The sequence below is a fragment of the Streptomyces sp. GL_140 genome (assembly GCF_057834465.1).
Genome location: NZ_CM174404.1, coordinates 8421879 through 8446107 on the forward strand (window position 1 = coordinate 8421879; position 24229 = coordinate 8446107).

Below are 24229 nucleotides of genomic sequence, written 5' to 3' on the forward strand. Positions count from 1 at the left end.
CGCGGAGCTCAACCTGCGCGAGCGGCTCCAGGCCCAGCCCTTTCAGGACGGAGGGATCCGCAGTCGACGCCGTGGGGTGACAGGGCTTTGCTGGATGCCGACGTACCTGTCCAGGCACGCCGGCCGGATTACGCCGCGTATGCGCGGTGGGTGGTGGTGTTGAGGGCGAGGATGAGGGACAGGGCCATCGTGGTGGAGTGGTCCTTGATGGTGGTGGCGGCCCGGGTGAGGCGGCGGCGCTGGTCTGCGGCCGGCACGGCTACCGCGATGCAGGCGGTGCGGCCGGGGAGTATCAGGGGGTTGGCCGCGCAGACGTTGCGTTCGGAGTATTCCTTGAAGTCGTACTGGAGGGCTTCGAGGACGAACTCCGCTCCGGCCGCAAGAATTCCTGACCGAATAGGCAGGGGCATCCGGCTTCAAGATCGCTGGTGAGTCGTCATGCGGATTCGTCGTTCCATCCGGCTCGGCGGACCCGTGGCGGCCCAGTATGCGAAGAGCTCGGTGGCTGCCGATTCAACGGCGGTTCCCCCCTCCGGGTCCCCGGAAATCGACGAAGACCACCTGCGAAGCAATTCGGGAGGACGCATGACCTCGTTCCTGAACACGATCAAGCCGGAGGCGCTCCACGCGGATCCCTATCCGATCTATCAGCGGCTTCGAAGTGAGCACCCGGTGGCGGAGATCCCCGCACTCGGCTGCTGGCTCGTCACGCGCTGACAGGACGCGCTTCAGGTCATGAGCCACAGTCAGACCTTCACCACCAGCTTTCCGTCCGCCATGTCGGAGATCTTCGGACCGGAGAACATCCTGTCGAGTAGCGGCGACATCCACAGAGGGATGCGTGCCAGCGTCGAGGAGGTCTTCGAGCCCGAACGGGCCGGTCTGGCCAGAGAGTACGCAAGGAAGCTGGTCATCGAGCGGGTCTCCGGCATGCGCGGGCAGGCGGACCTCATGGACGAGGTCCTGCAACCCGTCGCGGCAGAGGTGTTCCGGTGGATGCTGAGCCTGGAGGTCGACAGCACGACCCTGCTGCGCATGGCACAGGACCTGTAGCTGGGCATCCTCAATCCGGGGGACCCCGCCAAGCTCGCGGTGTCGGCCGCCGCCATGAACGAGCTCGACGCCGCGCTCACCCCCTGGTTCGAGGGCCTCGGCCCGGACCCGGCCTCGGCGGTCGCGTGGTGGCGGCACGTCACCCCCGGAGGCGCGTGCCCGCGAGGCGCCGCGCAGGTCCTCCCAATGATCCGCGTGGTCCTCCCGTCCCTACCCGAACCGGGATGGGCGGCGGGCAGCCTCCTGGTCGCGCTGTTCAACGACCCGGACCAGCGCGGACTCGTCCGGGACCACCGGGAGCTGCTCGGCGATGCCGTACACGAAGTCCTGCGCTGGATGCCACCGTTCGGTCTCGTCGAGCGCATGACCACCCGACCGGTGGAGCTGGGCGGCACGCTCCTGCCCGCCGGTGCACACGTCCTGGCCGCGATCGGCTCCGCGAACCGCGACGAGACGGTGTTCGAGCAGCCTGACGCCTTCGATCTCCGCCGCCGACGGCAGCCTCTGGCCAGCTTCGGACACGGAGAACACGCCTGCCTCGTGGGCGCGTTCATTCCCGCCATCGTAGAAGGCCTGGTCGCCGGCATCCTCGACGTCCACCCCGGCGTCCGCGCCGCCCCTTCGGAGCCGCCGCCCCGCATGGCCGGCTGGGCCGCCCGCTACACCGCACGCCTTTGCGTGGACGGCCTCGGCGACTCCGCCGCCGAGTACGCGCCAGGCCACCGCCAGGCAGTGGCAGCACAACTGGGCGTGGCGAGCAGTTGGCTGCGGTCCTGACAACTGAGCCCTTTCCAACCGCACGCTGATGCGTGGTGAAGGACAAGGACGGCTTGAACGATAGCTGCGATGCGGTTGGTGCTGCAGCGGAGCTGCCGCAGGAGGCGCCAGCCCTTCAGCGTTGCCACGGCCTGCTCGTCGACGCACCTGAAGTTTCCCCGTGATCTCGGACACTCGTTCGTTACGCGGCGAGGGTGTGCTGTTGCCGCTGTCGGGTCTCGGCTGGGGTGAGGTAGCCGAAGACCTTGTGCTTGCGGAGCCGGCGGCGGTTATAGAAGGTCTCGATGAAGTCGAAGACCTCGGCACGGGCGGTGGCCCGGTCGGGCCAGACGCGAGTGCCGATCTCTTCTTTGAGTAGGGCCCAGAAGCTCTCCGCGGCGGCGTTATCGAAGCAGGATCCGGTGCGTCCGCAGCTCTGGCGGAGGCCCAACTCGGCTATTTCACACCGGAATTGGTTGCTGGTGTATTCGCTACCGCGGTCCGAATGCACTATGCAGCCGGGCCTGAGGCGGCCGCGGCCGGCAGCCATCTTCAACGCGTCGACGACGAGGGTGGCGCGGTGGTGGTCGGCCATGGAGTAGCCGACGACCTCGCGGGTGGCCAGGTCCAGCCAGCAGGCGAGGTAGAGCCAGCCCTCGCCGGTGGGCAGGGCGGTGATGTCGCCGACCAGCTTCGCGCCGGGGATCTCGGCGTGGAAGTCGCGGCTGATCAGGTCCGGTGCCGGCTTCGCCTTCCTGTCAGGCCGGGTCAGCGATCGTCTCTTGCGACGGTGGGCGCCCTGGATGCCGTGCTCGCGCATCAGACGGGCGATGCGCTTGCGGTTCACGCACCGTCCCAGCCGCCGCAGTTCGGCGTGGATGCGCGGGACACCGTAGGTCTGGCGGGAGGCGACGTGGATGACGGCGATCTCGTGCACCAGGGCCTCGTCGGCTGCCAGGCGGGAGGCCCGGGACTTCGCCGCGGCGAGCCAGGCGTAGAAAGAGGAGCGGGCCACCTTCAGCAGCCTGCAGAGGAAAGCGACGCCGTGGGTGGTCTTCTCCGCCTCGATGAACGCGTACGTGTCGTTCACCGATCGCTCTCCTTCGCGAAGAAGACCGCGGCTTTTCGCAGTACCTCGATGGTCTTGGCCTGCTCGGCGGCGAGCTTGCGCAGCCGCTTGAGCTCCTCCCTCTCGGCCATGGTGAGCTCACCGGGCCGTCCCTCGCCCCGGTCCGTCTTGGCCTGGCGGTACCAGCCGCGCAGGGACTCCGAGCTGATGCCCAGGTCCCGGGCGACGGCGGTGACCGTCTTACCCGTGGAGTCGACGAGCGCGATCGCGTCCCGTTTGAACTCCTCGGTGTACCGCTTCGTGTACTTGCTTCCCACCTGGTGCTACTTCCTCTGGAACCTCGGGTCCCAGTCTCCAGGTGTCCACGATCAAGGGGAAGGTTCACACCGGATCTTGGCATACGTGCTGTTGTGCCGTCGCTGGCACCGTTCGAGGCGACGGCCCCGGAAGGGCGCGCCCGGATGGGACTACCAGCGCTCTGATATGTCTTATCCGCGCAGCACTTGAGGCCTGCCTCGGTGAGCCCACAGACGATGCTGCGGGTACGGGTGTGGGTGCGGGCGGCGGTGAAGCCGTGGGGTGAGCCGGGCAGCGCGGGCAAGGCCCACAGCAGTCGCCCGAAGGGATCGGTGAGGACCTGGACGTTCATGCCGTGGCACTTGTGTTTCCCGGAGTAGTACGGGGTGTCGGAGGCGATCCGGTTGATTGGCAGCAGGGTGCCTTCAGGATCACGAACACCTTGGTTCGGGCCGTTTCCATCAGCTGGGCGAAGGTTGGTGCGAGAGCGGCTATGACCTCGATGGCCTCCCGCATGTAGCGGTAGGCGGCCGAGATGCCGATTCCGGACCCGGCTGCGAGCTGCGCCAGATCCAGACCGCCCTCGACATCGAGGAGGTCCGCCTGTCCCGACGTGAGGCAGCTGAGTGACCCGCCTGCCAGGACTGGGACTGGGTGACGCTGGCAGGCGGGGGTCGGCTGCGGCCTCAGGTGTGGAGGCGGCTGTTGGGGCCTTCCCGGTCGCCTGCGCTCTCGTCGTTGAACCAGTAGTCCTGTCGGTCGGGGTGAAGGGGCTGTGCGGGCTCATCCACACGCCGCGGAGGAGTGTGCGCCTGCTGACACGACGGGCTGGGATCGCGACCCACTCACTACGTGTGGTGACCCAAATGATGCGGCTCGTGACCTTTCGTGCCAGCGTGGTCGTGGGAATCCCCCGATCGACCTTCAAGGGAGTCACCGTCATGGGCGGTATGCAGGACAAGCACCAGCAGCCGGGCAAGGGCCGCGAGGAGCAGGAACGCGAGCGCAGCGGTCAGGACCCTCAGCATCGACAGCCTGGCAAGCCCGCGCCGGAACGTAAGGGCAAGGAGTCCGAGCGCAAGGGCAAGGAGTCCGAGTCCAAGGGTCAGAAGTCCTCTGGCCGGCCTGCTGACGACATCGTGCCGGACCGGGACCGAATGCCCGACGAGATCTGACACCATTCCCCACGCAGCAGGGCCCGGCCGGTCCACAGTCACCCCGGCCGGGCCCTGCCATGTCCGGTGACGATCACGGCGCAAGCGCCTTCTGCAGTGAGGCGTGTGAACACGGACCAACCATGGCCTGTCGCCCAGGACCGCCGCCTTCGCGGCACCGCGGGTGGTTCGTGGACTACATGTGGGGTTGGCCGTAGTAGCGGGCGAACTGTTCCAGGTAGCTGGGCTCGCCCGAGCGTTTCGCCTCGTCGAACTCGGGCGCGTCCTTGATCTGCTCTTTGGTCCGGTCGACGTACACCTTCTCTTCGACGGTGTCGATCCGGCGGATGGTGCCTGCGGGGAGCAGTACGTGCTTGCCGAAGATCCAGGCCCCGGTGTCCACGACAAGGTAGGAAGCTGCCACGTCCTCGGAATGCTTGTCGATCTTTCCGATCTGGACGTCCGTCGCCTCGACCTTGTACCCGATCAGGTCGATCCCCGGCTGGTGTCCGACGTCCTGTCCATAGCCCCAGATGCCTGCCTCACTCATCGCTCTTGCCCCGCTTCTCCTCGCCCTCGCGACTCTTCGGGCCCACCCAGCGCCGATGTCCCGTCACGGGGTTCGGTACAGGTTCGGGCTGGTCGAGGCGGCTTGCCTCGTCCGTGTCGGCCGCAGCCGTACGCTCGTCGCCGCTGCGCTCGGTGGGCGGAGTGGTCCTTCGTGAGCCGTGCCCGTCGTGCGGAGGTACGCCTCCGGCGCCGCCTTGCTCGTCCATGACGGCCTCCTCGATTTCATCGGAGTCTCTTGTGGCGGCTGCCCGTCCTCGGTTGGTCAGGTACTGAGCAGGCGGTCGAAGAAGGTCCGGTACTGGCGCAGGGCCAGGCGCAGGTCCTCGGTGGCGACCTCCTCGCCGCGGTGCCACTGGCCTTCGAGGCCCTGCTTGTGGTCGGCGAATGTGGTGGCGAGCAGTTGCATCACCTCGGCAACGAGCCCATCTGCGGCAAGCACCGACTGCTTCGGGTCATCGACGAACCCCTGTTGGATCTCCTGCCACCGGGTACGCAGGCCCTCTGCCTCCTTCGCCCCGAGGAGCGGCGCAGAATCGGGCTCCTGGGTCGACTCGTCCCATTCGCCGGGCACGCCGTCCGGCTCGTCTCCGGCCTCGTCCGTGATTCTGGTCCTGGGTTCTGCCCCCTCGGTGTCGGGGACTGCCTGCACGTCATCGTCGGCGGGTTGTTGCGACGCGTCTGTCTGGGGCCGGGCGATGTCCTCGGTGGACAGGGTCTCTCCGGCGGGCTCCACGTACTCGTCGCTCCCGTATGGTCCTTCTCTCTGCATGTCCTTCCCCACCCCTGCTCCGCACTCCCGCCGGCCAGGTGACCGCGCTGGAGGAGCATGACATTCTGTTTCACCCGTCGATCGGGCCTGCGCGCCGCACTGGACACCAGCGTGAACTCCTCCCAGGCTCAACGCTGTTGCTCTACACGGACGGGCTCATCGAACGCTGGGGACACGGTATGGCGAATGCCCTCGCGCAGCTGTCCACGCTGCTGGCCCGTGACGGGGGCAGGCCACTCCCCGATCTGATCGGCAGAATCACCAAGGAACTGGCGGATCCGCCACCCGGAGACGATGTCGTCGTTCTCGCGGTGCGCATCCCGTAATCCTGGCCCGAGCATCCGCGATTGGGGGCCGCGACATAGGCCATCGACGCCGACGGCGCCCAGGCGTGGGGCAGCCGCCTGGGCGCATCGGCGCTTCCTGGATCAACGCAGTAGCGCCAGCCTGCGCGCAACGCGACAGACCAGCCACTGGCACTTCAAGATCCCCGAGAGCCGAAGTCCAGCCGAGCTAGGCTCAGGACTGCGCTTGGCTGATGTTCACCATCCACTGCACACCGAACCGGTCGGTGCACATGCCGAACTCGTCGCCCCAGAACTGCTTCTCCAGCGGCATGTCTACCGTGCCGCCGACTGTGAGCTTGTTGAAGTAGCCGCGCAGCGCGTCGGCGTCGTCCCCGCTGAGGCTGACGGCGATGGAACCGCCAGGGGTGGGGGCCGGCATGCCAGTCGGAGCATCCGACGCCATGATCGTGTAGCCAGCCGCAGTCTCCAGCGTCCCGTGCATGATCTTGGCCGCGTCTGGGGAGTCCGCCTGGCCGGTGTCACCGAAGGTCATGATTTCGGGGGAACCGCCGAACGTCTCGGCGTAGAAGTCCAGGGCCTCCCGCGCCGTTCCATCGAACCGGATGTAGGGATTGAGCCGAGATGCCGCTGTCTGCTCCAGGTACTCGGGCGCTCGCGCCGTACTGGCATGGCTGCCTGTGGGTGCGGAACGCAAGTTCTGATGCGATCCGACCATCACGGCCGTCCTGCCGCAACCGATGCGGAGGCTGGGAACCACCTGGCCCCCGATGCCTCGTGATGCTGCCCAAGGCGCACGCCCCGAAGTGGAGCACCGAAGCGCCTTCTCGAGCCGCCGGGGGCATCGGCGGACGGCCGGCCCCGGCTGGGGAAGCGCGTTCCGTGCCTGGTGGTAGGTCCTGTGCCTATTCGACGGTGATGACGACGGAGTGCCAGCCGCTTGCGCCGTCGGGGATGGTGCCTGTGCGCTTCTCGGTCTGGGTCTGGCCGGTCTGGTCGGTGGCGCGGACGGTGAGAGTGTGGCCGCCGGGCGTTGCATTCCAGGAGTAGGACCATTGGCGCCAGGTATCGGTGGTGTCCTGTGCGGCGAGGTCGGCGAGGTTCCAGGGTCCGTCGTCGATGCGGACCTCCACCTTTTCGATGCCGCGGTGCTGGGCCCAGGCCACTCCCGCGATCATGACGGTGCCGGCCTTGGGGCGGGCGAAGGGCTGGGGGGTGTCGATGCGGGATTCGGTTTTGATGGGGCCCTTCTTGGCCCAGCCCCGTTTGACCCAGTACGGGTCATAGGAGTCGAAGGTGGTCAGCTCGATGTCCTGGATCCACTTGCAGGCAGAGACGTAGCCGTACAGGCCGGGGACGACCATCCGTACTGGGAAACCGTGGGTGAAGGGGAGGGGCTGCCCGTTCATGCCGATGGCGAGCATGGCGTCGCGGCCGTCCATGACCGCATCGACCGGGGTGCCCAGGGTCATGCCGTCCACCGAGCGGGCGATCAGCTGATCCGCGGGCCCGCCCTGGGAGGGCGGCTTCACCGCTGCTTCGCGCAGGATGTCGGCGAGGCGTACGCCGATCCAGCGGGCGTTGCCGACGTAGGGGCCGCCGACCTCGTTGGAGACGCAGGTCAAGGTGATGTCCCGCTCGATCAGGTCCCGGGCGAGGAGGTCTTCGAAGGTGAGGGTGAGCGGTCGGGTGACGCCCTTGCCGTGGATTTTCAGCCGCCAGGTTGTGGCATCGACTTTCGGGACCATGAGCGCGGTGTCGACGCGGTAGAAGTCCTTGTTGGGTGTGACGAACGGGCTGATGCCGGGGATCTTGAGCTGCGCCCCGGTGGGGATGGCTGCGGCTGGGGAGGTGGGTGGTGGGATGCGGACGGCGCCGCGTGAGGCGACGGCGTTCTGGCCGCGCATGCCGTTAAGGGAGCGGCCAAGGGCTCCGGCGCCGGTGGAGGCGACGGCGGCGGCGGTCGCGGCGATGAGGAAGCCGCGCCGGTCCCAGCCCGCTGCGTTCCGTGCTTCGGTGGGCGGCCCTGCGTGCCCACGTGCGGTGGTGAGGCGGCCGATCAGCCAATACAGCAGGCCTGCGCCGATGATCGCTCCGACGACGGAGGGCAGGCCATCGGTGACGCCGGTGGAGTCCGGGCGGCTGATTGCCGCTGCGGCTCCGACCACACCGAAGAGCAGGATGAAGGCCGATCCGACGCGGCGGTAGCGCAGCGCGATCAGCCCGATCAGGACGGCCAGGGCGGCGATGGCGGCCAGGATGCCCAGTTGGAGGACCAGCTTGTCGCTTTCGCCGAAGTGCCGGATTGCGAAGTCCTTGACGGGCGCGGGCGTCCGGTCGATCGCGGCGCCGCCTACCGCGGTGAGGGGCCCGGACTGGGGCCGGACCGCGGCGGAGACGAGTTCCGCGACGGCCAGGGCCGCGTAGCCGGCCAGGAGGCCGCTGAGCGCGGCGAGGGGAAGTCGCACCCACCGCTTCGAGGCTGTTGTCACGTTCATGATTCGACCCGAAAATCATCGGCGGCCGGTGGTCCGGTGGCCGCCGCCTTGAGGATTCCACCCGCACGGACCCAGCTCCCCACCACGCAGGCCGCGCGGTCGACCGCGCGGCTGCCTGGGTGCCGTAGGAGGCGGGGGCTTCCCCTGATGGGATCGTCGTCGTCCGCTACTTCGGGGTGAGGACGGTGTCGATGATGTTGACGGTGGCGTTGGCGGTCTGGACGTCTCCGCAGACGATCTTGGCGGTGTCGTTGACCTCGAACTTTTCACCGGAGCCGTAGGTGGTCAGCTTGCCGCCTTCCAGGGTCGTGAACGTGCCCTTCGCCAACTGCTTCGGGGTGATCTTCTCGCCTACTACGTGGTAGGTGAGGATCTTCGTCAGCTCGGCCTTGTCGGCGAGGATCTTGTCGAGGTCGGCCTTCGGGATCTTCTTGAAGGCGTCGTTCGTCGGGGCGAACACGGTGATGTTCTTGGCGTTGTTCAGGGTGTCGACGAGCCCGGCCTTCTTCAAGGCCGTGACCAGCGTGGACAGTGCGGGGTTGTTCGAGGCGGCGGTCGCGACGGGGTCCTGGGCCATGCCGGCGAGGCTGCCGGAGCCTTCCTTGGGCACGGACGCGCAGGCGGGGCCGAAGGGGTCCGCGGTGGGGGTGCCGGCGAACGCGGGGGCGGCCACACCCAAGGTGATGGGCAGGACGAACGCGGCTGCCGCGGCCATGGCGGAGCGGCGGATGCGAAGGCTGGTCATTGGGGATTCCTCCTCCTGGAGGGCGGGCTCGTTGAAATGCGAGGCCCAGGGGACGACGGCCGGTTCGGCTGGTGGAGGGGAGGGTCCGGCACGGTCTTGAATCGCCTGTGCCACCCACGCCGCTCGAAGGGCGGCTCCGACCCACCACGCGTCGTACCTTTCATCGTCCCCCCTTGGGCGGTATTCATGCATCGGAGAGGTGGGCGGCGGCCCTGTCGCCAGTGCGGGCGGTGCGCGACCCGTTCGACGTCGGCAGACGCCGCATCTCGAGCAGAGTGCGCAAAAAGGGCGGGTATGGGCACGACACTGAGCGTGGACACGGCCTTCTCCGAGATCGCGTGGTTCTTCGTGGTCGGGCTCGTCGTGGTAGGGGTGCTTCTCGGCGGGTTCGTGCTGGGTATGAGGGTCCGCAAGAAGGAACCCGCCCCGCCCACCGCCGAAAGCCAGCCCCACCTGCCCGACGGCGGGGCGGTCTACGAGGTCCGCGAAGAGCGGGAGCGCGTGGGGTTCCCGAAGGAAGGCCTGCGCCCGCACGAGATGCAGGGCTACGGCAACTTCGGCTCCACCACGCACAGCCACCAGGAAGAGGCCCGAGCCGAGCGCGAGTCCGGATACGATCACGTCGAGGGACCCGGACCGCACCCTCAGCCCGGCTCACCCCCCAACTCGGGCCGCGGCGCCTACGGCTGACAGTAAGGATGATGTTCGTGGGCGTCTCCCGGCGGGGTCTGACCCAACGCCTGACTGACTTCGGGTCTTCAACGGGATCTGCCGACCCTCGCTGGGAGACGCTCACACGCATTCACCGGCCGGGGCTTCGTGACCTTGTAAGAGCCTGGCCAAAGGTCTCACTACTGTCTTGTCCGCTGTCCGGGCCGGCGGGTGCCGCCCCTGGCACAACGACGGTAAGGACGACAGTGACCACCCTCGCACAATCCGGCATACAGATCACGGGCGGTGTCGACACTCACAAGGACACCCACACCGCGGCGGCCCTCGACTCCGCCGGCCGCTAGCTGGGCGCCCGGGAGTTCCCTGCCACCCCGGTCGGTTACCGGGCTCAGCTGGCCTGGCTGAACTCCCTCGGCACTCTGGTGCTGGTCGGGATCGAGGGCACCGGCGTCTACGGCGCGGGACTGGCACGCCTCCTCGCCGATCGGGGACCTTGCGTAAGGCCCGCCAGGCGATGGCGCAGGCCGCCGCCCGGAGCCCCCGGTACTTCGCACACTGGATCTGGGTGAAACCGGCCGTCAAGTGACCAGAGCGACAAGAGCCGTATGACGGGAGACTGTCACGTACGGATCTGTGGGAGCCCCGGGCTGCGATGCCCGGGGCCACCCGACCACGTCCCTTGTACGCCGACATCGGGGACAGCTACTGGCTGCGGACCGCTTCGAGCATGTTCAGCTTTGCCGCCCGGCGTGCGGGCCAGAGGGCAGCGAGTACTCCCACTATGGCGGCAGTGAAGAGGAAGATGGCTATCCTGCCCCATGGGAGGACAAGTTCGTAGGTGCCGAGGATTTTACTGATCAGCTCGCCCGTCGCCCAGCCGAAGAAGACGCCGAGGGCGATGCCGAGCACTCCGCCGAAGAGGGAGATAGCCAGCGACTCCAGACGGACCATGCGCTTGACGTCCTTGCGGTCCAGGCCGATGGCGCGCAGCATGCCGATCTCCTGGGAGCGTTCGAAGACGGACATGGCCAGGGTGTTGACGACACCGAGCACCGCGACGATGACGGCTGTTGCGAGCAGGGCGTAGAGCATATTCAGCAGCAGGTTGAACGACTGGGCGTTGGCGTTGGTGAGGTCGTCTTTGTCGTGGATCTGGATTGCTGGGTTGTCCCCGAGCGCTTTGCGTAGCGAGTCTTTAGCCGTGTCGCTGGTGGCGGCCTTGGTCTTGATCAGGACCTTTGTATCGGTGATGACGCTCTGGTGCGGGGCCAGGGTACGGGTGTCGATCATGATGCCGCGCATCAGGTTGTTGCCTTTGTAGATGCCGGATACGGTGAGCCTGTCCTGCTTGCCGTCCTCGTAGGTCACGGTGAAGGCGGAGCTGAGCTTCCAGCCACGGCTCTTGGCGGTGTCCTCATCGACGATGGCCTTGTCACCGGAGAATCCGGCGAACGAGCCAGCTGTGAAATCGGGTTTGACCAGGTCCGTGATGGTCGTGCTGTTGAGGCCAGTCAGGGTTTCCGGGCTGCCATCGGCACGGGCCGGGGACTGGCGCAGCGGGCTGATGGCGGTGACCTGCGGGAGCCGGGCGAGCTTTTTCTCGATGTCTGGGGAGAGCGCTGGGGCGCCGGCCATGGAGACGGCGTAGTCCGCCTTCATCGAGTCCGCGCCCATCTTGTCGAGACCTCTCTGGGTGCCGCCGGCAACCACCGTCATGCCAGTGATCAGGGTGAGGCCGATCATCAGCGCGGAGGCGGTTGCGGCGGTGCGGCGCGGGTCGCGAAGCGCGTTCTGCCGGGCAAGTTTGCCGGAGATGCCGAACAGGCGCAAAGCTGGTGTGAAGGCGGCGATGACAGGCCGGGACAGCAATGGGGTCAGCACGCACACACCGATCAGCAGCAGGACGAAGCCCAGTCCCGTCGGGGCTTCCCCATCGGCTTTCATGTTCGTCCCGGCCAGCACAGACACGACCCCGGCAGCCGACAGGAGGCCGCCAACGGTGTTGCGGGCCGTCAGGGAACGGGTGGTGGCGACGGCGTGGACGCTGTTCATGGCGGCGACCGGCGAGATCTTCGCGGCACGGCGGCCGGGCAGCCAGGCGGCCAGCATAGTGACGACAACGCCGACGGCCAGCGAGGTCAGGACGGCGGCCGGGGAGATGACGAGCGGGCCGTCGGGCACCGTGCCCCCTGTGCTGCTAGTCAAGGAACGCAGCCCCGCGCCGATGCCGATACCGGCGAGTAGACCAGTCACGCCGGCGACCGTGCCGACGACGAGCGCCTCGATGAGCACCGAGCGCGTGACCTGGCGGCGACTGGCGCCGACCGCGCGCAGCAGTGCCAGTTCCTTAGTGCGCTGGGCGACCAGCATGGTGAAGGTGTTGGCAATGACGAAGATACCGACGACCAGCGCGACGCTGGCAAAGCCGAGGAGGGCGTTGCGCATGCCCTTAGAGTCTTCGGCGATGTCGATGGCCTGTTCGTCGGTCAGCTGCTTGCCAGTGACGGCCTCGATCCCATGCGGGAGGATCTTCTCGACCGACGCCTTGAGCGTGTCCTGGGAGGTACCGGGCGCGGCCTTGACATTGATCTTGCTGAACTCGCCCGGCTTGGCATAGAGGTTCTGCGCGGTGGCGGTGTCGAAGAGGGCGAGGCTGCCGCCTGCGGAGACGTTGCCGTCGTCGGTGGTGAAGACGCCGGTGAGTTTCTGCTCCAGGACGGGGCCGTTCACGGAGATGCGGACGGTGTCGCCAACCTTGTAGCCCCCGCGCTCGGCGGTCTTGGCGTCCAGGGCGATCTCCCTTGAACTCTTGGGCGTTCGACCGTCTTTGAGCGGGTAGCGAGTGTCCTTGCCGTCGGTGCCGGGGTAGTAATTGGAACCGGAGGAGCCGAAGCCCTCGCTTATCAGCTTGCCGTTCTTGCTGGCGATCGCGGCGAAGCCGTTGACCGAACCGGTGGCCGAGGCGGCGCCGGGCACTTTGGCGGCCCGGTCGAGCAATTGCTGGGTGAGCTCCGGGGTCACGCCCGGGTGCTGCTTGTCGTCAGCCTGCCGGTGCGGCTGGATGGCGACGTCGACGTTGTCGAAGCCCTTCTGAGAGCTCTTCTGGTACGCCTCGGAGATGGTCGAGGTGAAGATCAGGGTGCCGGAGACGAACGCCACGCCGAGTATCACGGCGAGTACGGTCATCAATAGCCTGGCCTTGTGCGTGAGGACATTGCGCAGGGCGGTACGGAACATGGTGTGAGTAGTCCTGAGGTGAGGTGAGGGCCGGAAGTCTTCGGTTGAGCCGTGGGTCAGCTGGTCCGGCCCTTGGCGTCGAACTCCTTCATGCGGTCCAGGACACCGTCGGCGGTGGGGGCGGTCATCTCGTCCACGATCCGTCCGTCCGCGAGGAAGATGACGCGGTCCGCGTGCGATGCGGCCACCGGATCGTGCGTCACCATGACCACGGTCTGGCCCAGCTCCCGCACCGAGTTGCGCAGGAAGCCCAGAATCTCGCCGCCGGAGCGCGAGTCGACGTTGCCGGTCGGCTCGTCACCGAAGATGATCTCGGGCCGGGAGGCGAGCGCGCGGGCGACGGCGACACGCTGCTGCTGACCGCCGGACAGCTGGGCGGGGCGGTGGCTGAGCCGTCCCGAGAGCCCCAGCACGTCGATGACCTGCTGGAGCCACTGCCTGTCCGGCTTGCCACCAGCGATGTCCATCGGGAGAGTGATGTTCTCCAGCGCCGTCAGGGTCGGCAGCAGGTTGAAGGCCTGGAAGATGAAACCGATCTTGTCGCGGCGCAGCTGGGTCAGCTGCTTGTCCTTGAGGGAACCGAGCTCGGTGTCGCCGATCCGCGCAGAGCCGCCGCTGAAGCTGTCGAGGCCCGCAACGCAGTGCATCAGTGTCGACTTGCCCGAGCCCGACGGGCCCATGATCGCGGTGAACTCTCCCTGCCGGAAGTCCACGGAGATCCGGTCGAGGGCGACCACCTGGGTCTCGCCCTCTCCGTAGACCTTGGACAGATCCACGGCACGGGCCGCGACAGAGGCAGTGCGGACGGCAGTCTGGGCGCCGAAGAGACTGGTGGTCACAAGAGGGTTTCCTGCGCTGACAAGATGGCGGATACCGTAACGGAATAACATATCTATACCGTTGCAGCTCACACTCGGACGCACATCAGACCCAATACCTGGTCCCAGGGCATTCCACAGAGGTATCCGAGGCTGACAGATGCTACGCAAGGATGACCTCGCGAGGTACAGCCGGTGGCGGTGTTGATGCCCCTATGGATGTCAAGGTGCGGTTGGGGTGGGGGTCGCTGGTCCGGTGGGCCTGGTGTCCGGATCTCAGGCATCTGGGGCTCCGCTACCGCCTACCGCTCTACGCGTCGCGTCCGGCGCATCATCCCCGCCACCCAGCCCCTTGAGAAGATTCCGGCGTAAACACGGTAAGGAGTTTCGATATGAAAGCCTACAGTACGGCGTTCTCCGCACCCAAACATAATCCTTGGCGGAACGCGGACCCGAATGCCCATAATATGGTCGTACCGGGTGACAGATTTTCTGCTCAACACCTGTGCGGAGGAGTCGGCCCACCTGCTGGTCGACGATGCCTATTACGGGGTTCACGATCCCAGAGTGCCTGTCGAGAATACCCTGAAGAGACTGCTGGAGTCCTTTTCTCACGAGGGTGGCGACAATTCCCTGACGCGCTCAGGGATGTTTGACCGCTGGGTGGTGACACGCCCCTTTGGCAAGCAGTTCAGCTGCAACACCATGGGCGTGGCAGCGATTACTACATCGGGCGGACTGCTTGCTTCACTCGCCCGAAAGTCCTGGATCAATCGCTACCACTGCAACACCCACAACGCGGAAATAATGTGTGCCTGGTTGGAGACTACGCAAGCCGCGGAATGGACACTGAGTACAGGATTGTTCTACGCTCGGCAGAAAGAGGGTGTCCGCAACGCGCTGAATTCCATGGGATGGCCAGACGGGAGCATATGTACAGGACCTTCTACCTCATACATGCTCCTCGAGATTCCGCGCGTCTACCACGGCGACCGCTCCGGCATTGACCGCTTCCGTGACGATCTCTTCTACGCGACTGGCACGCTGATCAGTGGCTCCCTGTTCAATCAGGCAGGGAACGTCCCGTATGTGCACCTCCACCTCGGAAGTCACTACGACGTCATCGACGAGTTCGTCCGGCGATGGAAAGGTGCAGGGCTCCGATATGACATGCCGGAGCCGTTCCTCGGGCGGGGGGACTCCGAAGGCCGCTGCCGAGCCGCGCACTGCGGCAGGAGGCCACTGGGTGACGGAGGCCCCTGTTGTCGCTGAGGGGGAGGGTAGTTGCTGAATTTCCCCCTCTGAGGACTCTGCTGGTCTATTCACGGTGGCGTGAGTGAGTGGCGGAGGGTTTTGAGGTGGGAGGTCCAGCTGCCGCCGTGTGGTGTGTCGGTGAGCCAGGCGTCGATGCGGACGAGGTTGAGGGCCATCGCGGTGAGGACGTGTTGCAGGTGGGTCTTGGAGAGGCCTTTGTAGCGGGCGTGGTGGACGTCGCAGCGTCTGGATGCCTGGGACATGGTGCCTTCGATGCCCGAGCGCAGGGCGTACTGCTCGCGCCAGGCGTCGGTGGTCTGCTCGACGCGTAGGCGCCGCTGGGTCTCGAACTGCCGCTGGGGGCGGAAGGTCAGGTAGCGGGCGTTGGCCTTCGAGCGGGTGCAGTGGACACGCTGCGGGCAGGGGGTGCAGTCCGGGAGGCGGAAGGTGACCTGGATGGTCGCCAGCCCGTCGGCGCTCATCGATTCACGCCAGTTTCGGCTGGCTGCGCCGGTGGGGCAGGTGACATGACCAGCCCCCTCGATACCTTCAGGGGGCGAGGGTGAACGCCGGGCCGATGCGCCGCCGTGCAAGGTCCCGTGCAGTACGGTGGCGCCTTCGTGACCGGGGTCTCTGTCGCCGTTCCTCGCCGTCTCGGCCCTGGGCATCATCCTGCTCATGGGCCTCACCGGGCCGTGTCCCTCGCGCAGGAAGCCGCCCGCAGCGCCGGGCAGCAGCTGAACACCGCGCAGGCCGTCGAGGGGGTCACGTTGGCGGTGGTGGGTTGGGATGATTTTAGGGTTGGTTGTGTGGGCGGGGAGCCGGTCGTGTCGTCCGCGGTGCCGTCGTACCGGAATCACCGGTATCCGGTGGAGGTCGTCTCGCACTGTATGTGGCTGTACTTGCGCTTCCCCCTGAGCTTCCGCGAGGTCGAAGAACTCATGCTCGAACGCGGGGTGGTCGTCTCCTGCGAGAGCGTCCGGCGCTGGTGTCCGAAGTTCGGGCAGGCCTATGCGAACAGCCTGCGTCGGCGGCGCCCGCGGCCGGCTGATAAGTGGCGTCTGGACGAGGTCTTCATCAAGATCAACGGGGAGTGGAAGTACCTGTGCCGTGCGGTCGACACCGATGGCAATGTGCTCGACATCCTCGTCCAGAAGCCCCGGGACAAGGCCGAGGCCAGGCGGTTCTTCCGCCGGCTTCTCAAGACGACCGGGTCGGTGCACCGGGTGATCGTCACGGACAAGCTCCGTGCCTACGGTGCCGCCCACGGCAGGCGATGCCCTCGGTGGAGCACCGCTCCCACAAAGGATTGAACAACCGGGCGGAAGACTCCCACCAGCCGACGAGGCAGCGTGAACGCGCGATGAAGGGGTTCCGCGGCCCCGGCTCGGCACAGCGGTTCCTGCCCGCGTTCGCCGGGCCCTCACCCCATTTCCGACCCCACCGCCCCCTCATGACCGCCAGCCGTCACCGCTTCGAGATAATGAGCTTGTTCAGGTTGGCCACTGATTCCCAATGGTGTTGTCAAGCGGCGGTGGTGACCCACTGTGGTCGGGTCATACCGCTGTCGCGCCCGCGCGGGCCGCAGCGGTCTCGAAGAGCTTGTGGTCGCGCAGGAGTGCCCAGAGCACGTTCAGGCGGCGCCGGGCGAGGGCCAGGACGGCTTGCTTGTGGGACTTTCCCTCCGCGCGTTTGCGTTGGTAGTACCGCTTAGATTCAGGGCAGCATACGGCGGCGACCTGGGCAGAGAGATAGAACATTCGCAGCAGTCGCCTGCTGTAGCGCCTGGGCCTGCGGAGGTTACCGCTGACCTTGCCCGAGTCACGGGGGACCGGGGCCAGGCCGGCCACGCCGGCGAGCCGGTCGGAGCTACCGAACACGGACAGGTCTCCACCGGTAGCGGCGATGAACTCGGCGCCCAGCGTCATGCCGATGCCGGGCATGCTGGTGATCACCTCTGCGTCGGGATGCTCCCGGAACCGGGCCTCGATCTGGGCTTCGAGCTCCGATATTTCCTCGTCGAGGGCCGTCACCGCCGCGGCCAGCGTGTGGACCATCCGCGCGCAGGTCCCTTCCCCGGGAACGACGGTGAACTGGGCCTCTCCGGCGGTCACCGCGGCCCCGGCCGTGCTCCTGGCAGCGGTGCTGGTGCGCACGCCGTGGTTCTTCAACCAGGTCGTGAGCCGCGACCGGCCGATCCTTCGCAGGGCTGCCGGGGTTTGGTAACCGGCCAGCAGAATCAGCGCGCTCTTGGAGGTGCTCAGATCGAAGGCACGCTCCAGGGCGGGGAAGTACTCCAGCAGCTGCGCGCGGAGGCGGTTGATCGCGCGAGTGCGGTCGGCCGCGAGGTCGATCCGGCGCGCGGTCAAAATCCGGAGGTCTACTGCGATCTCACCGAGCTCCTGCAGCGGCTGCAGGTCACGGCGCATGCGGGCGGTGTCGGCGATGATGAACGCGTCCTTCGCGTCCGTCTTCCCGCTGCCCCGGTAGGCCGCTGAGGCGTGGTGCACGGTCCGGCCGGGGATGTAGAGCACCTTCTGGCCGTGGTTGACCAGCAGCGCGATCCACAAGGAGGCCCCGCCGGCGTTCAGGTCGACGGCCCAGGTGACCGGGCCGCCGTCGGCTATCCCCAATACGTCACCGAGGAGTTCGAGTAGTTCAGCCTCGCTGTTCGGCACACGCCGCGACAGCAGCGTCGTCCCGTTGGCGTCGATGACCGTGCAGTGGTGCTCGGCCTTCCCCGCGTCCGTCCCGGCCCACAATTCCGGCACCGATCCTCCTCCAACGTGGTGTTGTGTCCCAGCAGACGACTTCGCCGACGCATCCATACGAGCGATTCAGTTCGCGTATCCCAATTAGCGGCCGAGTCGTCGCGGGGTGCCGGGCGGCCAATCAGTGGAAGCCACATCATCGGCTATCGGGTGACAGCCATACCCAGCACCCCTGGGTGCTCCGATCCTACGAATGACCGGAACGGCCCACGACGAACGGTATGGATCGGGTGACGGGCCAGCGTTCCGCAACTCACGAGGCTCCCGTGCCGTTGAGAGAGGTGCTCGACGTCTTAACTCAACAGCGCAGGAGCCTCGTTGGTGCCCCGTCCTGCCGCACTCGACCTGCCTCATGCTCTGGTCGAGTGGGTATCGATGCTCATCGTCACCCGTGACGGTGACCGGCGCTGCAAGCTCCCGCCCCACCAGCGTGCCCTCGTCGGTCTGGTCTATCTTCGCCGGCACGACACGCTCGCGCAGATCGCCGCCGGCTTCGGCATATCCGTCGGGACCGCCCACGCCTACGTCACATCCGTCGTCGGTCACCTGTCCCGCCGGGCACCCGGTCTGCTGCGGGTCCTGCGCGAGACGGATCCTGATCACGTCCTGCTCGACGGGACGCTCGCCGAGTGCGATCGGGTCGGCGACAGCCGGGCCGACTTCTCCCAGAAGCACCGCCGTCACGGCGTGAACGTGCAGGTCGTGGCCGATCCCACCGGCAAGCTGCTGTGGATCTCACCCGCGCTGCCCGGCCGCACCCACGACCTGACCGCGGCCCGCACCCACCGCATCATCCGGATCTGCGAACGCCAGGGCCGTCCCCGTGTTCGCCGACCGCGCCTACATCGGGGTCGGCCCCTGGGTGACCACGACCATCAGACGGCTTCCCGGCCAGGACCTCACCACAACCCAACAGACAATCAACCGAGCCCTGTCAGCGGCACGAGCACCGGTCGAACAAAGCATCGCGCGACTCAAGTCCTGGCAAATCCTCCGCCGGGCCCGCTGCAGTCCCAACCGGATGACCGTCATCGCCGCAGCCATCCTCACGCTGGAACGTCAAGGCTGATGAATCTCATTGCCGTTCCAGGGTGTGGACGGATTGGCAATGACCGTCATCCAGTTGGGAACCGTCTCACGACCAGACAAGTCGACCTTCGGTGAACCGACAGACCGGGGAGCTTCCATCGGCGATCCTCGTCAGCGTCTCCGTCAAGGAGTCGAAATACTGGGCCATCGATTCGTACTCGCCCGTAACCGTGGGGCCACCCACGAACCAGCTGCCGACGCGCCCGTCCCGCACATCGACGAACTTTCCCATCCAGCCGTCCTGGTCCGACAGGAACGGGATCCACGCGCTACGCCAGAACGGGTAGTCCGGCTGGTCCGGGGGGTCGAATCCACAAGACGCGGAGGGGGTCGCGTAGAGCCTCTCCATCGCCCGGATGCCCAGAAAGAAGCTTCCCTCGTCAGGGAACCCGTCGAAGCCGCAGCATGCCACTTCGTCGTCGACGTCTTCCTCCGGCAGATCCAGATTGTTCTGCAACAGCCACGTCCGCAGATCCCCATGCAGGGAGATCCCCATCCGTTCCTCGGCTGCCGCGAGCGTCTGCTCCGTAGCGGGCCCTGGCAGATCTGCGTGATCGGCCGGCGCGTGCTCCCGAAGAAGACTCGTCACACGCGACCAACTCTCAGTCACACTCATCGCCCTCTGCCCTCTGTCCTCTACAGGTTGTCTCCGTCCGGCTACGACGCTGCGGAGGTTGGGAAGTATCGGCCGGACAACCTTGCAGGGATGGTACTTCGAGCGTGTTGGCTTCTTCTCAGCCCTGCAGCAAGCCATCACGTACGCCATCTCGGAGGAGGCCGGAGAACTCGCCGCAGCCGTCAGCGCCTACATGAGCGCCGAGTGGTTGGTAATTAAGGGCGTGTCGGACGCTACCGTAGACGGAAAAGTGAAGGTGAGCGGAATCATTCCCCTGCCTCCCACCAATATTCAATCTGACGCAGGCTTTTAGCCGCCGGGGGGATGGAACCCCCCGGACCGGGTGAACGGTTTAAGCTTCTGGACCGTAAACTCCATCAATCATTACAATGGTGATTGGCACTTCACCGCCAGTAATATGAATACGGGTGTTCACACCACCGATCACGACAAGAGCCTGTGGTTCGCCAGCTTCGACGGCAGCAACTGGACCCCGGGCCAGCCGATTTCGGGTCAGAGTTCCGAGGCGGCGCCGGCGCTGGCGGCCTACAACGAGAAGCTGTACACGGTCCATCGAGGTTCAGACAAGGACGGCGCCGGATCGGTCAAGACGATCTACTTTTCCACATCGCACGACGGAACCAGCTTTACCCTGAACCCGCAGGACTTCAGGGAGGAACACGGATTTGCCGCCCTCAGTGGGCTCTCAGAATTCGACGGAGGGCTCGACACATGCTTCTGTCACTCCGACGACTCCTGGTGGGTATTCAAAGGGCAATATTGCGCACAGACAAACGCAGATAAAACCAGGCTATTGCGCGGCCCGTCGAAACTGATGACGTCTGGCCAGCGCTTAAAAGCATTGACGATGGAGAGTACGGTGAGGATCAGAAACGACTCTGGTCTGCCGGCATCTCCTGCGCCATTCACTTCGAGTATTTCACCTTTTCCCTGGCAGGGAGGCAGGTTACGTGCCAGGAAGTCATCGCCGCTCCTCAGGATATCTCTGTCTGGTGGCCCGACCTTTCCATTCGCGCAGGCGACGGTAACGGTATCCAGAATGATCTTCCGCAAGCGATTGGCTGCTACAATGGTTCAAGAATGTTGTTCTTTGAAAATAAAGTGGTAAATAAATACAAGAACGAATGGGCGGGATTGAAGTGGATGGCATGCTTGACTGATCTTTACAAGGATAATCCCCAATATTCATGGCCAGCCATGACGGCCTATTTGACTAGCCCGTGGCCGTGGCCTCGCTGTCCCGAGGGCTGAGTTCCCGTCCTTGCCGATGCCTAACTTGATCTTTAACGTCCGAGGTCGAACGATGGCTCGTACTTGATCACTCGGTTCGGTAACCGCCGTACGCGGAAGCGGCCTTCGTCTGGATCATGTGCTCCGACCAAGGAAACACACACATTCAGCGCGAAGGCCGTGGGGATGAGTCTGCTGCATCACGATGCCCGGCAAGAGGCATTGACGGAACTGTCACGCTTCCGGGGCGAGTTCTACTCCTGCCTGACCGCTCGTTCGGACGCGCTGTTCGAGCTGGCTGACGCGGTCCTGTGCGGTGACGGGCCGGTGAGGTCACTGGCCGAACTGCCGCTGGTGGGCGAGCACCGCCGAGGTCATGGAGGGCTCTACGCCGCCGTGGCCCGGGGCGGGGTGGACGCCGTGCAGCTACGGCGGGTACTGGCCGGGGTGCCGCTACCCAGGGCAGCCGACGGGCGGCTGGTTCTGGCCGTGGACGTGACCTGCTGGCTGCGGCCCGACGCGCACACCTCAGCGGAGCGGATCTTGTGCCACACCTACGGACGGGGCAAGGACCAGCACATCCCGGTCCCCGGCTGGCCGTACTCGATGATCTGCGCGCTTGAGCCCGGCCGCAGTTCGTGGACCGCACCCCTGGAGGCACTCCGCCTGACGCCCGGGGACGACACCGCCACCGTCACCGCCCGGCAGCTGCGCGAACTCATCAAGCGGCTTATCACGGCCGGCCAGTGGCAGGCCGGCGACCTGCATATCCTCGTCATCGCTGACGCCGGATACGACGCGCCCCGCCTGGCCCACCTCCTGCGGGATCTGCCGGTCCAGGTCCTGGCCCGGATGCGGTCGGACCGCGTCCTGCGCAGGGCCGCCCCACCACGGGAGCCCCACACCTGGGGCACCCCAGACGTCACGACGGTGACCGACACCCGCCTTTACGGCACCGCTACCGCCCGTTCCTGGGACAGGCTCCACCCCAAACTGACCCACCGCTCTTCCTGGGCCACGGACGACGGCACCCTCCCGGTCATCGAAGGGACAGTCATCCGCCTCGACATCGACCGCCTGCCCAGTGGAGCAACCCCCAAGCCGGTCTGGCTGTGGTGGTCCGGCACCGATGCCGATCCCGCCGGCGTCGACCGACTCTGGCAGGCCTACCTGCGGCGTTTCGACATCGAGCACACCTTCTGAGGTGACCCCCGGAATGTGGACACAGGGGTCATGCTGCGAGTGAGAGTTTAACTGTCTTGTGGTGCTGCTGTTCGAACTCCATTGGGGAGAGGTAGTCCAGCGCGCTGTGGCGTCGGCGGGCGTTGTAGTAGGTGAGCCACTGGAAGATCTCCAGCCTCGCCTGACGGAACGTCGAGAACAGCTTCCGGTGCATCGTTTCTCGTTTCAGGCCCTGCCAGAAGCTCTCGGCCAGGGCATTGTCGTAACTGGAGCCGACCCGGCCCATGCTCCTGCGGATGCCGTACCGATCGCAGACCTGGGCGAACGCGGCCGAGGTGTATTGCGATCCGCGGTCCGCGTGGAAGATCACTCCGGTGACGTCGCCGCCGCGGGTCGCGACCGCGGCCTGGAGTGCGTCGATGACGAGCTCGGCCCGCATGTGCGGGGCCATCGACCATCCGAGTACCCGGCGGGATCGGATGTCGATGACGCAAGCGAGGTAGAGCCATGCGGTTCCGACCTGCACGTATGTGATGTCGCCGCACCACTTCTCGTCCAGCGTGCCGGCGGTGAAGTCCCGCTGGAGCAGGTCTGGCACCGGCGGCGCCAGGCGGTCCGGGATCGTGGTGCGCTTCTTTTTCCGCAGGTGGCGGCCGACGATGCCGTGCTTGCGCATCAGCCTGGCCACGCGCTTGCGGTTGACCGTGTACCCAAAGCCCCGCAGTTGGGCATGGACTCGGAGCGCGCCGTAGTTTCCGCGGTGTTCGGCATGGATTTCGCGGATCTCGGCGACCAGGGCGTCCTCGGTTCCCTGCCGCTCGGCCCGCGCCTGGGCGCCGGCGATCCACCGGTAGTAGCCCGAGCGGGAAACTTCCAGTACCCGGCATATCCGCTTGATGCCGTACATCTCGGCGTGGGCGGAGACGAAGTCCCAAGCGGCGGTCCTCACTTCATCTCCCGCGCGAAATAGGCGGCTGCCCGTCGCAGGATCTCCCGCTCGAGCTGCCATTCCTTCTCCGCCTTGGCCAGCCTGGCGTTTTCCGCCCGCAGCCGGGCCAGCTCGGCCTCGGTGTCCTGCGACGCGCCGGAGGCGACCGGACGGTCTTCGGCGTCACGCACCCAGGTCCGCAGCGTCTCGGGGTTGACGTTCAGATCGGCCGCGACGTCCCGAAACGTCCGCCTGCCGGCCGAGGCCCGCCACAACGCGACCGCGTCGGACCGGAACTCCGCACTGTACTTCGAGGGCCTTGCCACGTGGATTTACACCTTCCAGGATCAACAAGATCCATTGTCAGGTGTGTCCACACCACGGGGATCACCTCAGTCCTGGGTCTTGGCGCAGGTCGGCGTAGTCGCGGCCGACGTGGGTGAGTTCGAGTTCGGTGCCGGTTGCGAGCGCGCCGGCCTCGAAGCACTTGCGGATGTGGTCCTTGAGGGTGGCGAGGTCGTCGAAGGTCTCGGCGCGGCAGTCGTAGTCGGCGGTGGCGCGGCCGGGGATGATGTTGGGGGCTTCGCCGCCTGAGGTGACGATGCCGTGGACGATGCCGCCGGGGATCATCTGCTGCCGGTACGCGCTGATGGCGACTTGGGCGATCATCATGGCGTCGGCGGCGTTGACGCCCTTGTGGGGCATTGCGGCGGCGTGCGAGGTGACGCCGTTGTAGGTGACCTTCCAGCTGCTGATGGCGTGGGAGGTGAAGCCGATGCCGTCCATGGGGGCGGCGTGGACCATCATTGCGGCGGCGACGTCGTCGAAGGCGCCGCGTTCGAGCATGTAGACCTTGCCGCCGCCGTACTCCTCGGCGGGTGTGCCGAGGAGCTTGACGGTGATGCCGAGGTCGTCGGCGACGGGGGCCAGGGCCAAGGCGGCGGCCACCGCGGCGGCGCCGTTGACGTTGTGGCCGCAGGCGTGGCCGATGCCGGGGAGCGCGTCGTACTCGGCGGTGATGCCGATGACCAGGTCGCCAGACCCGTGGGTGGCGGTGAAGGCCGTGGGCAGGTCGCACACGCCGCGCGTGACGTCGAAGCCGGCGCTTTCCATGAGGTCGGCGATCTTCTTCGCCGACTTGTGTTCCTCGAATGCGAGTTCGGGCTCGGCGTGCAGGCTGTGGCTAAGAAGTCAT

The 24229-nt window shown here is 66.4% G+C and carries 25 protein-coding genes and 5 pseudogenes; 12 read left to right on the forward strand and 18 right to left on the reverse strand.

Features of this window, described 5'->3' with window-relative positions:
• Window positions 1-128 precede the first annotated feature (128 nt).
• Window positions 129-410 carry a hypothetical protein gene (locus AC3IYJ_RS38780; protein WP_489399191.1) on the reverse strand — a complete coding sequence of 94 codons (282 nt, stop codon included), beginning with the start codon at window positions 408-410 and terminating at the stop codon, window positions 129-131.
• Between the two features lie 175 nt (window positions 411-585).
• Here AC3IYJ_RS38780 and AC3IYJ_RS38785 point away from each other — a divergent pair, with 175 nt between their 5' ends.
• The 3 genes from AC3IYJ_RS38785 to AC3IYJ_RS38795 are packed head-to-tail and all read left to right on the forward strand — an operon-like array spanning window position 586 to window position 1830.
• Window positions 586-717, forward strand: a complete 132-nt coding sequence (locus AC3IYJ_RS38785; RefSeq protein WP_489399192.1) for a hypothetical protein — start codon at window positions 586-588, stop codon at window positions 715-717.
• 18 nt (window positions 718-735) lie between these two features.
• The gene (locus AC3IYJ_RS38790) at window positions 736-1053 is read left to right on the forward strand and encodes a hypothetical protein (protein WP_489399193.1); all 318 of its coding nucleotides are present in this window, start codon (window positions 736-738) and stop codon (window positions 1051-1053) included.
• A 54-nt stretch (window positions 1054-1107) separates the two neighbouring features.
• The gene (locus AC3IYJ_RS38795) at window positions 1108-1830 is read left to right on the forward strand and encodes a cytochrome P450 (RefSeq protein WP_489399194.1); all 723 of its coding nucleotides are present in this window, start codon (window positions 1108-1110) and stop codon (window positions 1828-1830) included.
• 23 nt (window positions 1831-1853) lie between these two features.
• Here AC3IYJ_RS38795 and AC3IYJ_RS38800 read toward each other — a convergent pair.
• The 4 genes and pseudogenes from AC3IYJ_RS38800 to AC3IYJ_RS38815 form a co-directional block, all read right to left on the reverse strand.
• Window positions 1854-1997, reverse strand: a pseudogene (locus AC3IYJ_RS38800) (IS5/IS1182 family transposase); the annotation flags it as partial.
• Window positions 1998-2011: 14 nt separating this feature from the next.
• Window positions 2012-2899, reverse strand: a complete 888-nt coding sequence (locus tag AC3IYJ_RS38805; RefSeq protein ID WP_489396336.1) for an IS3 family transposase — start codon at window positions 2897-2899, stop codon at window positions 2012-2014.
• A complete protein-coding gene (locus tag AC3IYJ_RS38810; RefSeq protein WP_489396335.1) occupies window positions 2896-3195 on the reverse strand; it encodes a transposase in 300 nt (99 codons plus the stop codon). Before AC3IYJ_RS38810 ends, AC3IYJ_RS38805 begins: the two co-directional genes overlap by 4 nt.
• A 69-nt stretch (window positions 3196-3264) precedes the next feature.
• Window positions 3265-3754 (reverse strand): annotated as a pseudogene (locus AC3IYJ_RS38815) (transposase family protein); the annotation flags it as partial.
• A gap of 287 nt (window positions 3755-4041) precedes the next feature.
• Between AC3IYJ_RS38815 and AC3IYJ_RS38820 the strand changes: the two are divergent.
• Window positions 4042-4350, forward strand: a complete 309-nt coding sequence (locus AC3IYJ_RS38820; protein WP_489399195.1) for a hypothetical protein — start codon at window positions 4042-4044, stop codon at window positions 4348-4350.
• A gap of 175 nt (window positions 4351-4525) precedes the next feature.
• Here the strand turns inward: AC3IYJ_RS38820 and AC3IYJ_RS38825 are convergent, their stop codons facing one another.
• From AC3IYJ_RS38825 to AC3IYJ_RS38835, 3 genes are read right to left on the reverse strand one after another with little or no spacing between them, the layout of a single operon-like run.
• Window positions 4526-4879 carry a PRC-barrel domain-containing protein gene (locus AC3IYJ_RS38825; protein ID WP_489399196.1) on the reverse strand — a complete coding sequence of 118 codons (354 nt, stop codon included), beginning with the start codon at window positions 4877-4879 and terminating at the stop codon, window positions 4526-4528.
• Window positions 4872-5105, reverse strand: coding sequence for a hypothetical protein (locus AC3IYJ_RS38830; protein WP_489399197.1), 234 nt, complete (start codon window positions 5103-5105; stop codon window positions 4872-4874). The genes AC3IYJ_RS38825 and AC3IYJ_RS38830 overlap by 8 nt, the downstream gene beginning before the upstream one ends.
• Before the next feature lie 56 nt (window positions 5106-5161).
• Window positions 5162-5668 carry a hypothetical protein gene (locus AC3IYJ_RS38835; protein ID WP_489399198.1) on the reverse strand — a complete coding sequence of 169 codons (507 nt, stop codon included), beginning with the start codon at window positions 5666-5668 and terminating at the stop codon, window positions 5162-5164.
• Here AC3IYJ_RS38835 and AC3IYJ_RS38840 point away from each other — a divergent pair.
• Window positions 5650-5994 carry a SpoIIE family protein phosphatase gene (locus AC3IYJ_RS38840; protein ID WP_489399199.1) on the forward strand — a complete coding sequence of 115 codons (345 nt, stop codon included), beginning with the start codon at window positions 5650-5652 and terminating at the stop codon, window positions 5992-5994. The two genes, AC3IYJ_RS38835 and AC3IYJ_RS38840, sit on opposite strands and share 19 nt — an antisense overlap.
• A gap of 193 nt (window positions 5995-6187) precedes the next feature.
• Here AC3IYJ_RS38840 and AC3IYJ_RS38845 read toward each other — a convergent pair whose 3' ends face one another.
• The 3 genes from AC3IYJ_RS38845 to AC3IYJ_RS38855 form a co-directional block, all read right to left on the reverse strand.
• Window positions 6188-6691, reverse strand: coding sequence for a VOC family protein (locus tag AC3IYJ_RS38845; RefSeq protein ID WP_489399200.1), 504 nt, complete (start codon window positions 6689-6691; stop codon window positions 6188-6190).
• 187 nt (window positions 6692-6878) lie between these two features.
• Window positions 6879-8471 carry a molybdopterin-dependent oxidoreductase gene (locus AC3IYJ_RS38850; protein ID WP_489399201.1) on the reverse strand — a complete coding sequence of 531 codons (1593 nt, stop codon included), beginning with the start codon at window positions 8469-8471 and terminating at the stop codon, window positions 6879-6881.
• A 166-nt stretch (window positions 8472-8637) separates the two neighbouring features.
• Window positions 8638-9216 (reverse strand): fasciclin domain-containing protein, encoded by a 579-nt coding sequence (locus AC3IYJ_RS38855; RefSeq protein WP_489399202.1) that lies wholly within the window; start codon window positions 9214-9216, stop codon window positions 8638-8640.
• A gap of 294 nt (window positions 9217-9510) precedes the next feature.
• Between AC3IYJ_RS38855 and AC3IYJ_RS38860 the strand changes: the two genes are divergently transcribed.
• Entirely contained in the window at window positions 9511-9906 is a 396-nt protein-coding gene (locus tag AC3IYJ_RS38860; RefSeq protein WP_489399203.1) for a DUF6479 family protein, read from the forward strand.
• 684 nt (window positions 9907-10590) lie between these two features.
• On the opposite strand, the gene AC3IYJ_RS38865 is transcribed toward AC3IYJ_RS38860, so the two are convergent.
• Together AC3IYJ_RS38865 and AC3IYJ_RS38870 are read right to left on the reverse strand one after the other, a co-directional pair.
• Entirely contained in the window at window positions 10591-13125 is a 2535-nt protein-coding gene (locus tag AC3IYJ_RS38865) for an ABC transporter permease (protein ID WP_489399204.1), read from the reverse strand.
• 56 nt (window positions 13126-13181) lie between these two features.
• On the reverse strand, window positions 13182-14015 hold the full coding sequence (locus tag AC3IYJ_RS38870; RefSeq protein ID WP_489399205.1) for an ABC transporter ATP-binding protein: 834 nt from the start codon (window positions 14013-14015) through the stop codon (window positions 13182-13184).
• Between the two features lie 408 nt (window positions 14016-14423).
• Here AC3IYJ_RS38870 and AC3IYJ_RS38875 point away from each other — a divergent pair, with 408 nt between their 5' ends.
• Complete coding sequence (locus AC3IYJ_RS38875) at window positions 14424-15215, forward strand: PLP-dependent aminotransferase family protein (RefSeq protein WP_489399206.1); 792 nt, start codon at window positions 14424-14426, stop codon at window positions 15213-15215.
• A 50-nt stretch (window positions 15216-15265) separates the two neighbouring features.
• Here the strand turns inward: AC3IYJ_RS38875 and AC3IYJ_RS38880 are convergent, their stop codons facing one another.
• The gene (locus AC3IYJ_RS38880; RefSeq protein WP_489399207.1) at window positions 15266-15877 is read right to left on the reverse strand and encodes a transposase; all 612 of its coding nucleotides are present in this window, start codon (window positions 15875-15877) and stop codon (window positions 15266-15268) included.
• A gap of 210 nt (window positions 15878-16087) precedes the next feature.
• Here AC3IYJ_RS38880 and AC3IYJ_RS38885 point away from each other — a divergent pair.
• Window positions 16088-16689 (forward strand): annotated as a pseudogene (locus tag AC3IYJ_RS38885) (IS6 family transposase); the annotation flags it as partial.
• Between the two features lie 64 nt (window positions 16690-16753).
• On the opposite strand, the gene AC3IYJ_RS38890 reads toward AC3IYJ_RS38885, so the two are convergent.
• Window positions 16754-17968: an IS110 family RNA-guided transposase gene (locus AC3IYJ_RS38890; protein ID WP_489399208.1), complete on the reverse strand. Its 1215-nt coding sequence runs from the start codon at window positions 17966-17968 to the stop codon at window positions 16754-16756.
• A gap of 318 nt (window positions 17969-18286) precedes the next feature.
• Between AC3IYJ_RS38890 and AC3IYJ_RS38895 the strand changes: the two are divergent.
• Window positions 18287-19037 (forward strand): annotated as a pseudogene (locus AC3IYJ_RS38895) (transposase).
• A gap of 66 nt (window positions 19038-19103) precedes the next feature.
• Here AC3IYJ_RS38895 and AC3IYJ_RS38900 read toward each other — a convergent pair.
• Window positions 19104-19823 carry an SMI1/KNR4 family protein gene (locus AC3IYJ_RS38900; RefSeq protein WP_489399209.1) on the reverse strand — a complete coding sequence of 240 codons (720 nt, stop codon included), beginning with the start codon at window positions 19821-19823 and terminating at the stop codon, window positions 19104-19106.
• Between AC3IYJ_RS38900 and AC3IYJ_RS38905 the strand changes: the two genes are divergently transcribed.
• The 3 genes and pseudogenes from AC3IYJ_RS38905 to AC3IYJ_RS38915 form a co-directional block, all read left to right on the forward strand.
• A complete protein-coding gene (locus AC3IYJ_RS38905) occupies window positions 19732-19986 on the forward strand; it encodes a hypothetical protein (protein WP_489403074.1) in 255 nt (84 codons plus the stop codon). The two genes, AC3IYJ_RS38900 and AC3IYJ_RS38905, sit on opposite strands and share 92 nt — an antisense overlap.
• 30 nt (window positions 19987-20016) lie before the next feature.
• Window positions 20017-20802 (forward strand): hypothetical protein, encoded by a 786-nt coding sequence (locus tag AC3IYJ_RS38910; RefSeq protein WP_489399210.1) that lies wholly within the window; start codon window positions 20017-20019, stop codon window positions 20800-20802.
• A gap of 308 nt (window positions 20803-21110) precedes the next feature.
• Window positions 21111-22124, forward strand: a pseudogene (locus AC3IYJ_RS38915) (transposase); the annotation flags it as partial.
• A gap of 31 nt (window positions 22125-22155) precedes the next feature.
• Here the strand turns inward: AC3IYJ_RS38915 and AC3IYJ_RS38920 are convergent.
• A protein-coding gene (locus AC3IYJ_RS38920) for an IS3 family transposase (RefSeq protein ID WP_489399112.1) occupies window positions 22156-23360 on the reverse strand; the annotation gives its coding sequence in 2 pieces (ribosomal slippage) (window positions 22156-23120 and window positions 23120-23360; 1206 coding nt in all).
• 61 nt (window positions 23361-23421) lie between these two features.
• Window positions 23422-24210 carry an amidohydrolase gene (locus tag AC3IYJ_RS38925; RefSeq protein ID WP_489403053.1) on the reverse strand — a complete coding sequence of 263 codons (789 nt, stop codon included), beginning with the start codon at window positions 24208-24210 and terminating at the stop codon, window positions 23422-23424.
• Window positions 24211-24229 lie beyond the last annotated feature (19 nt).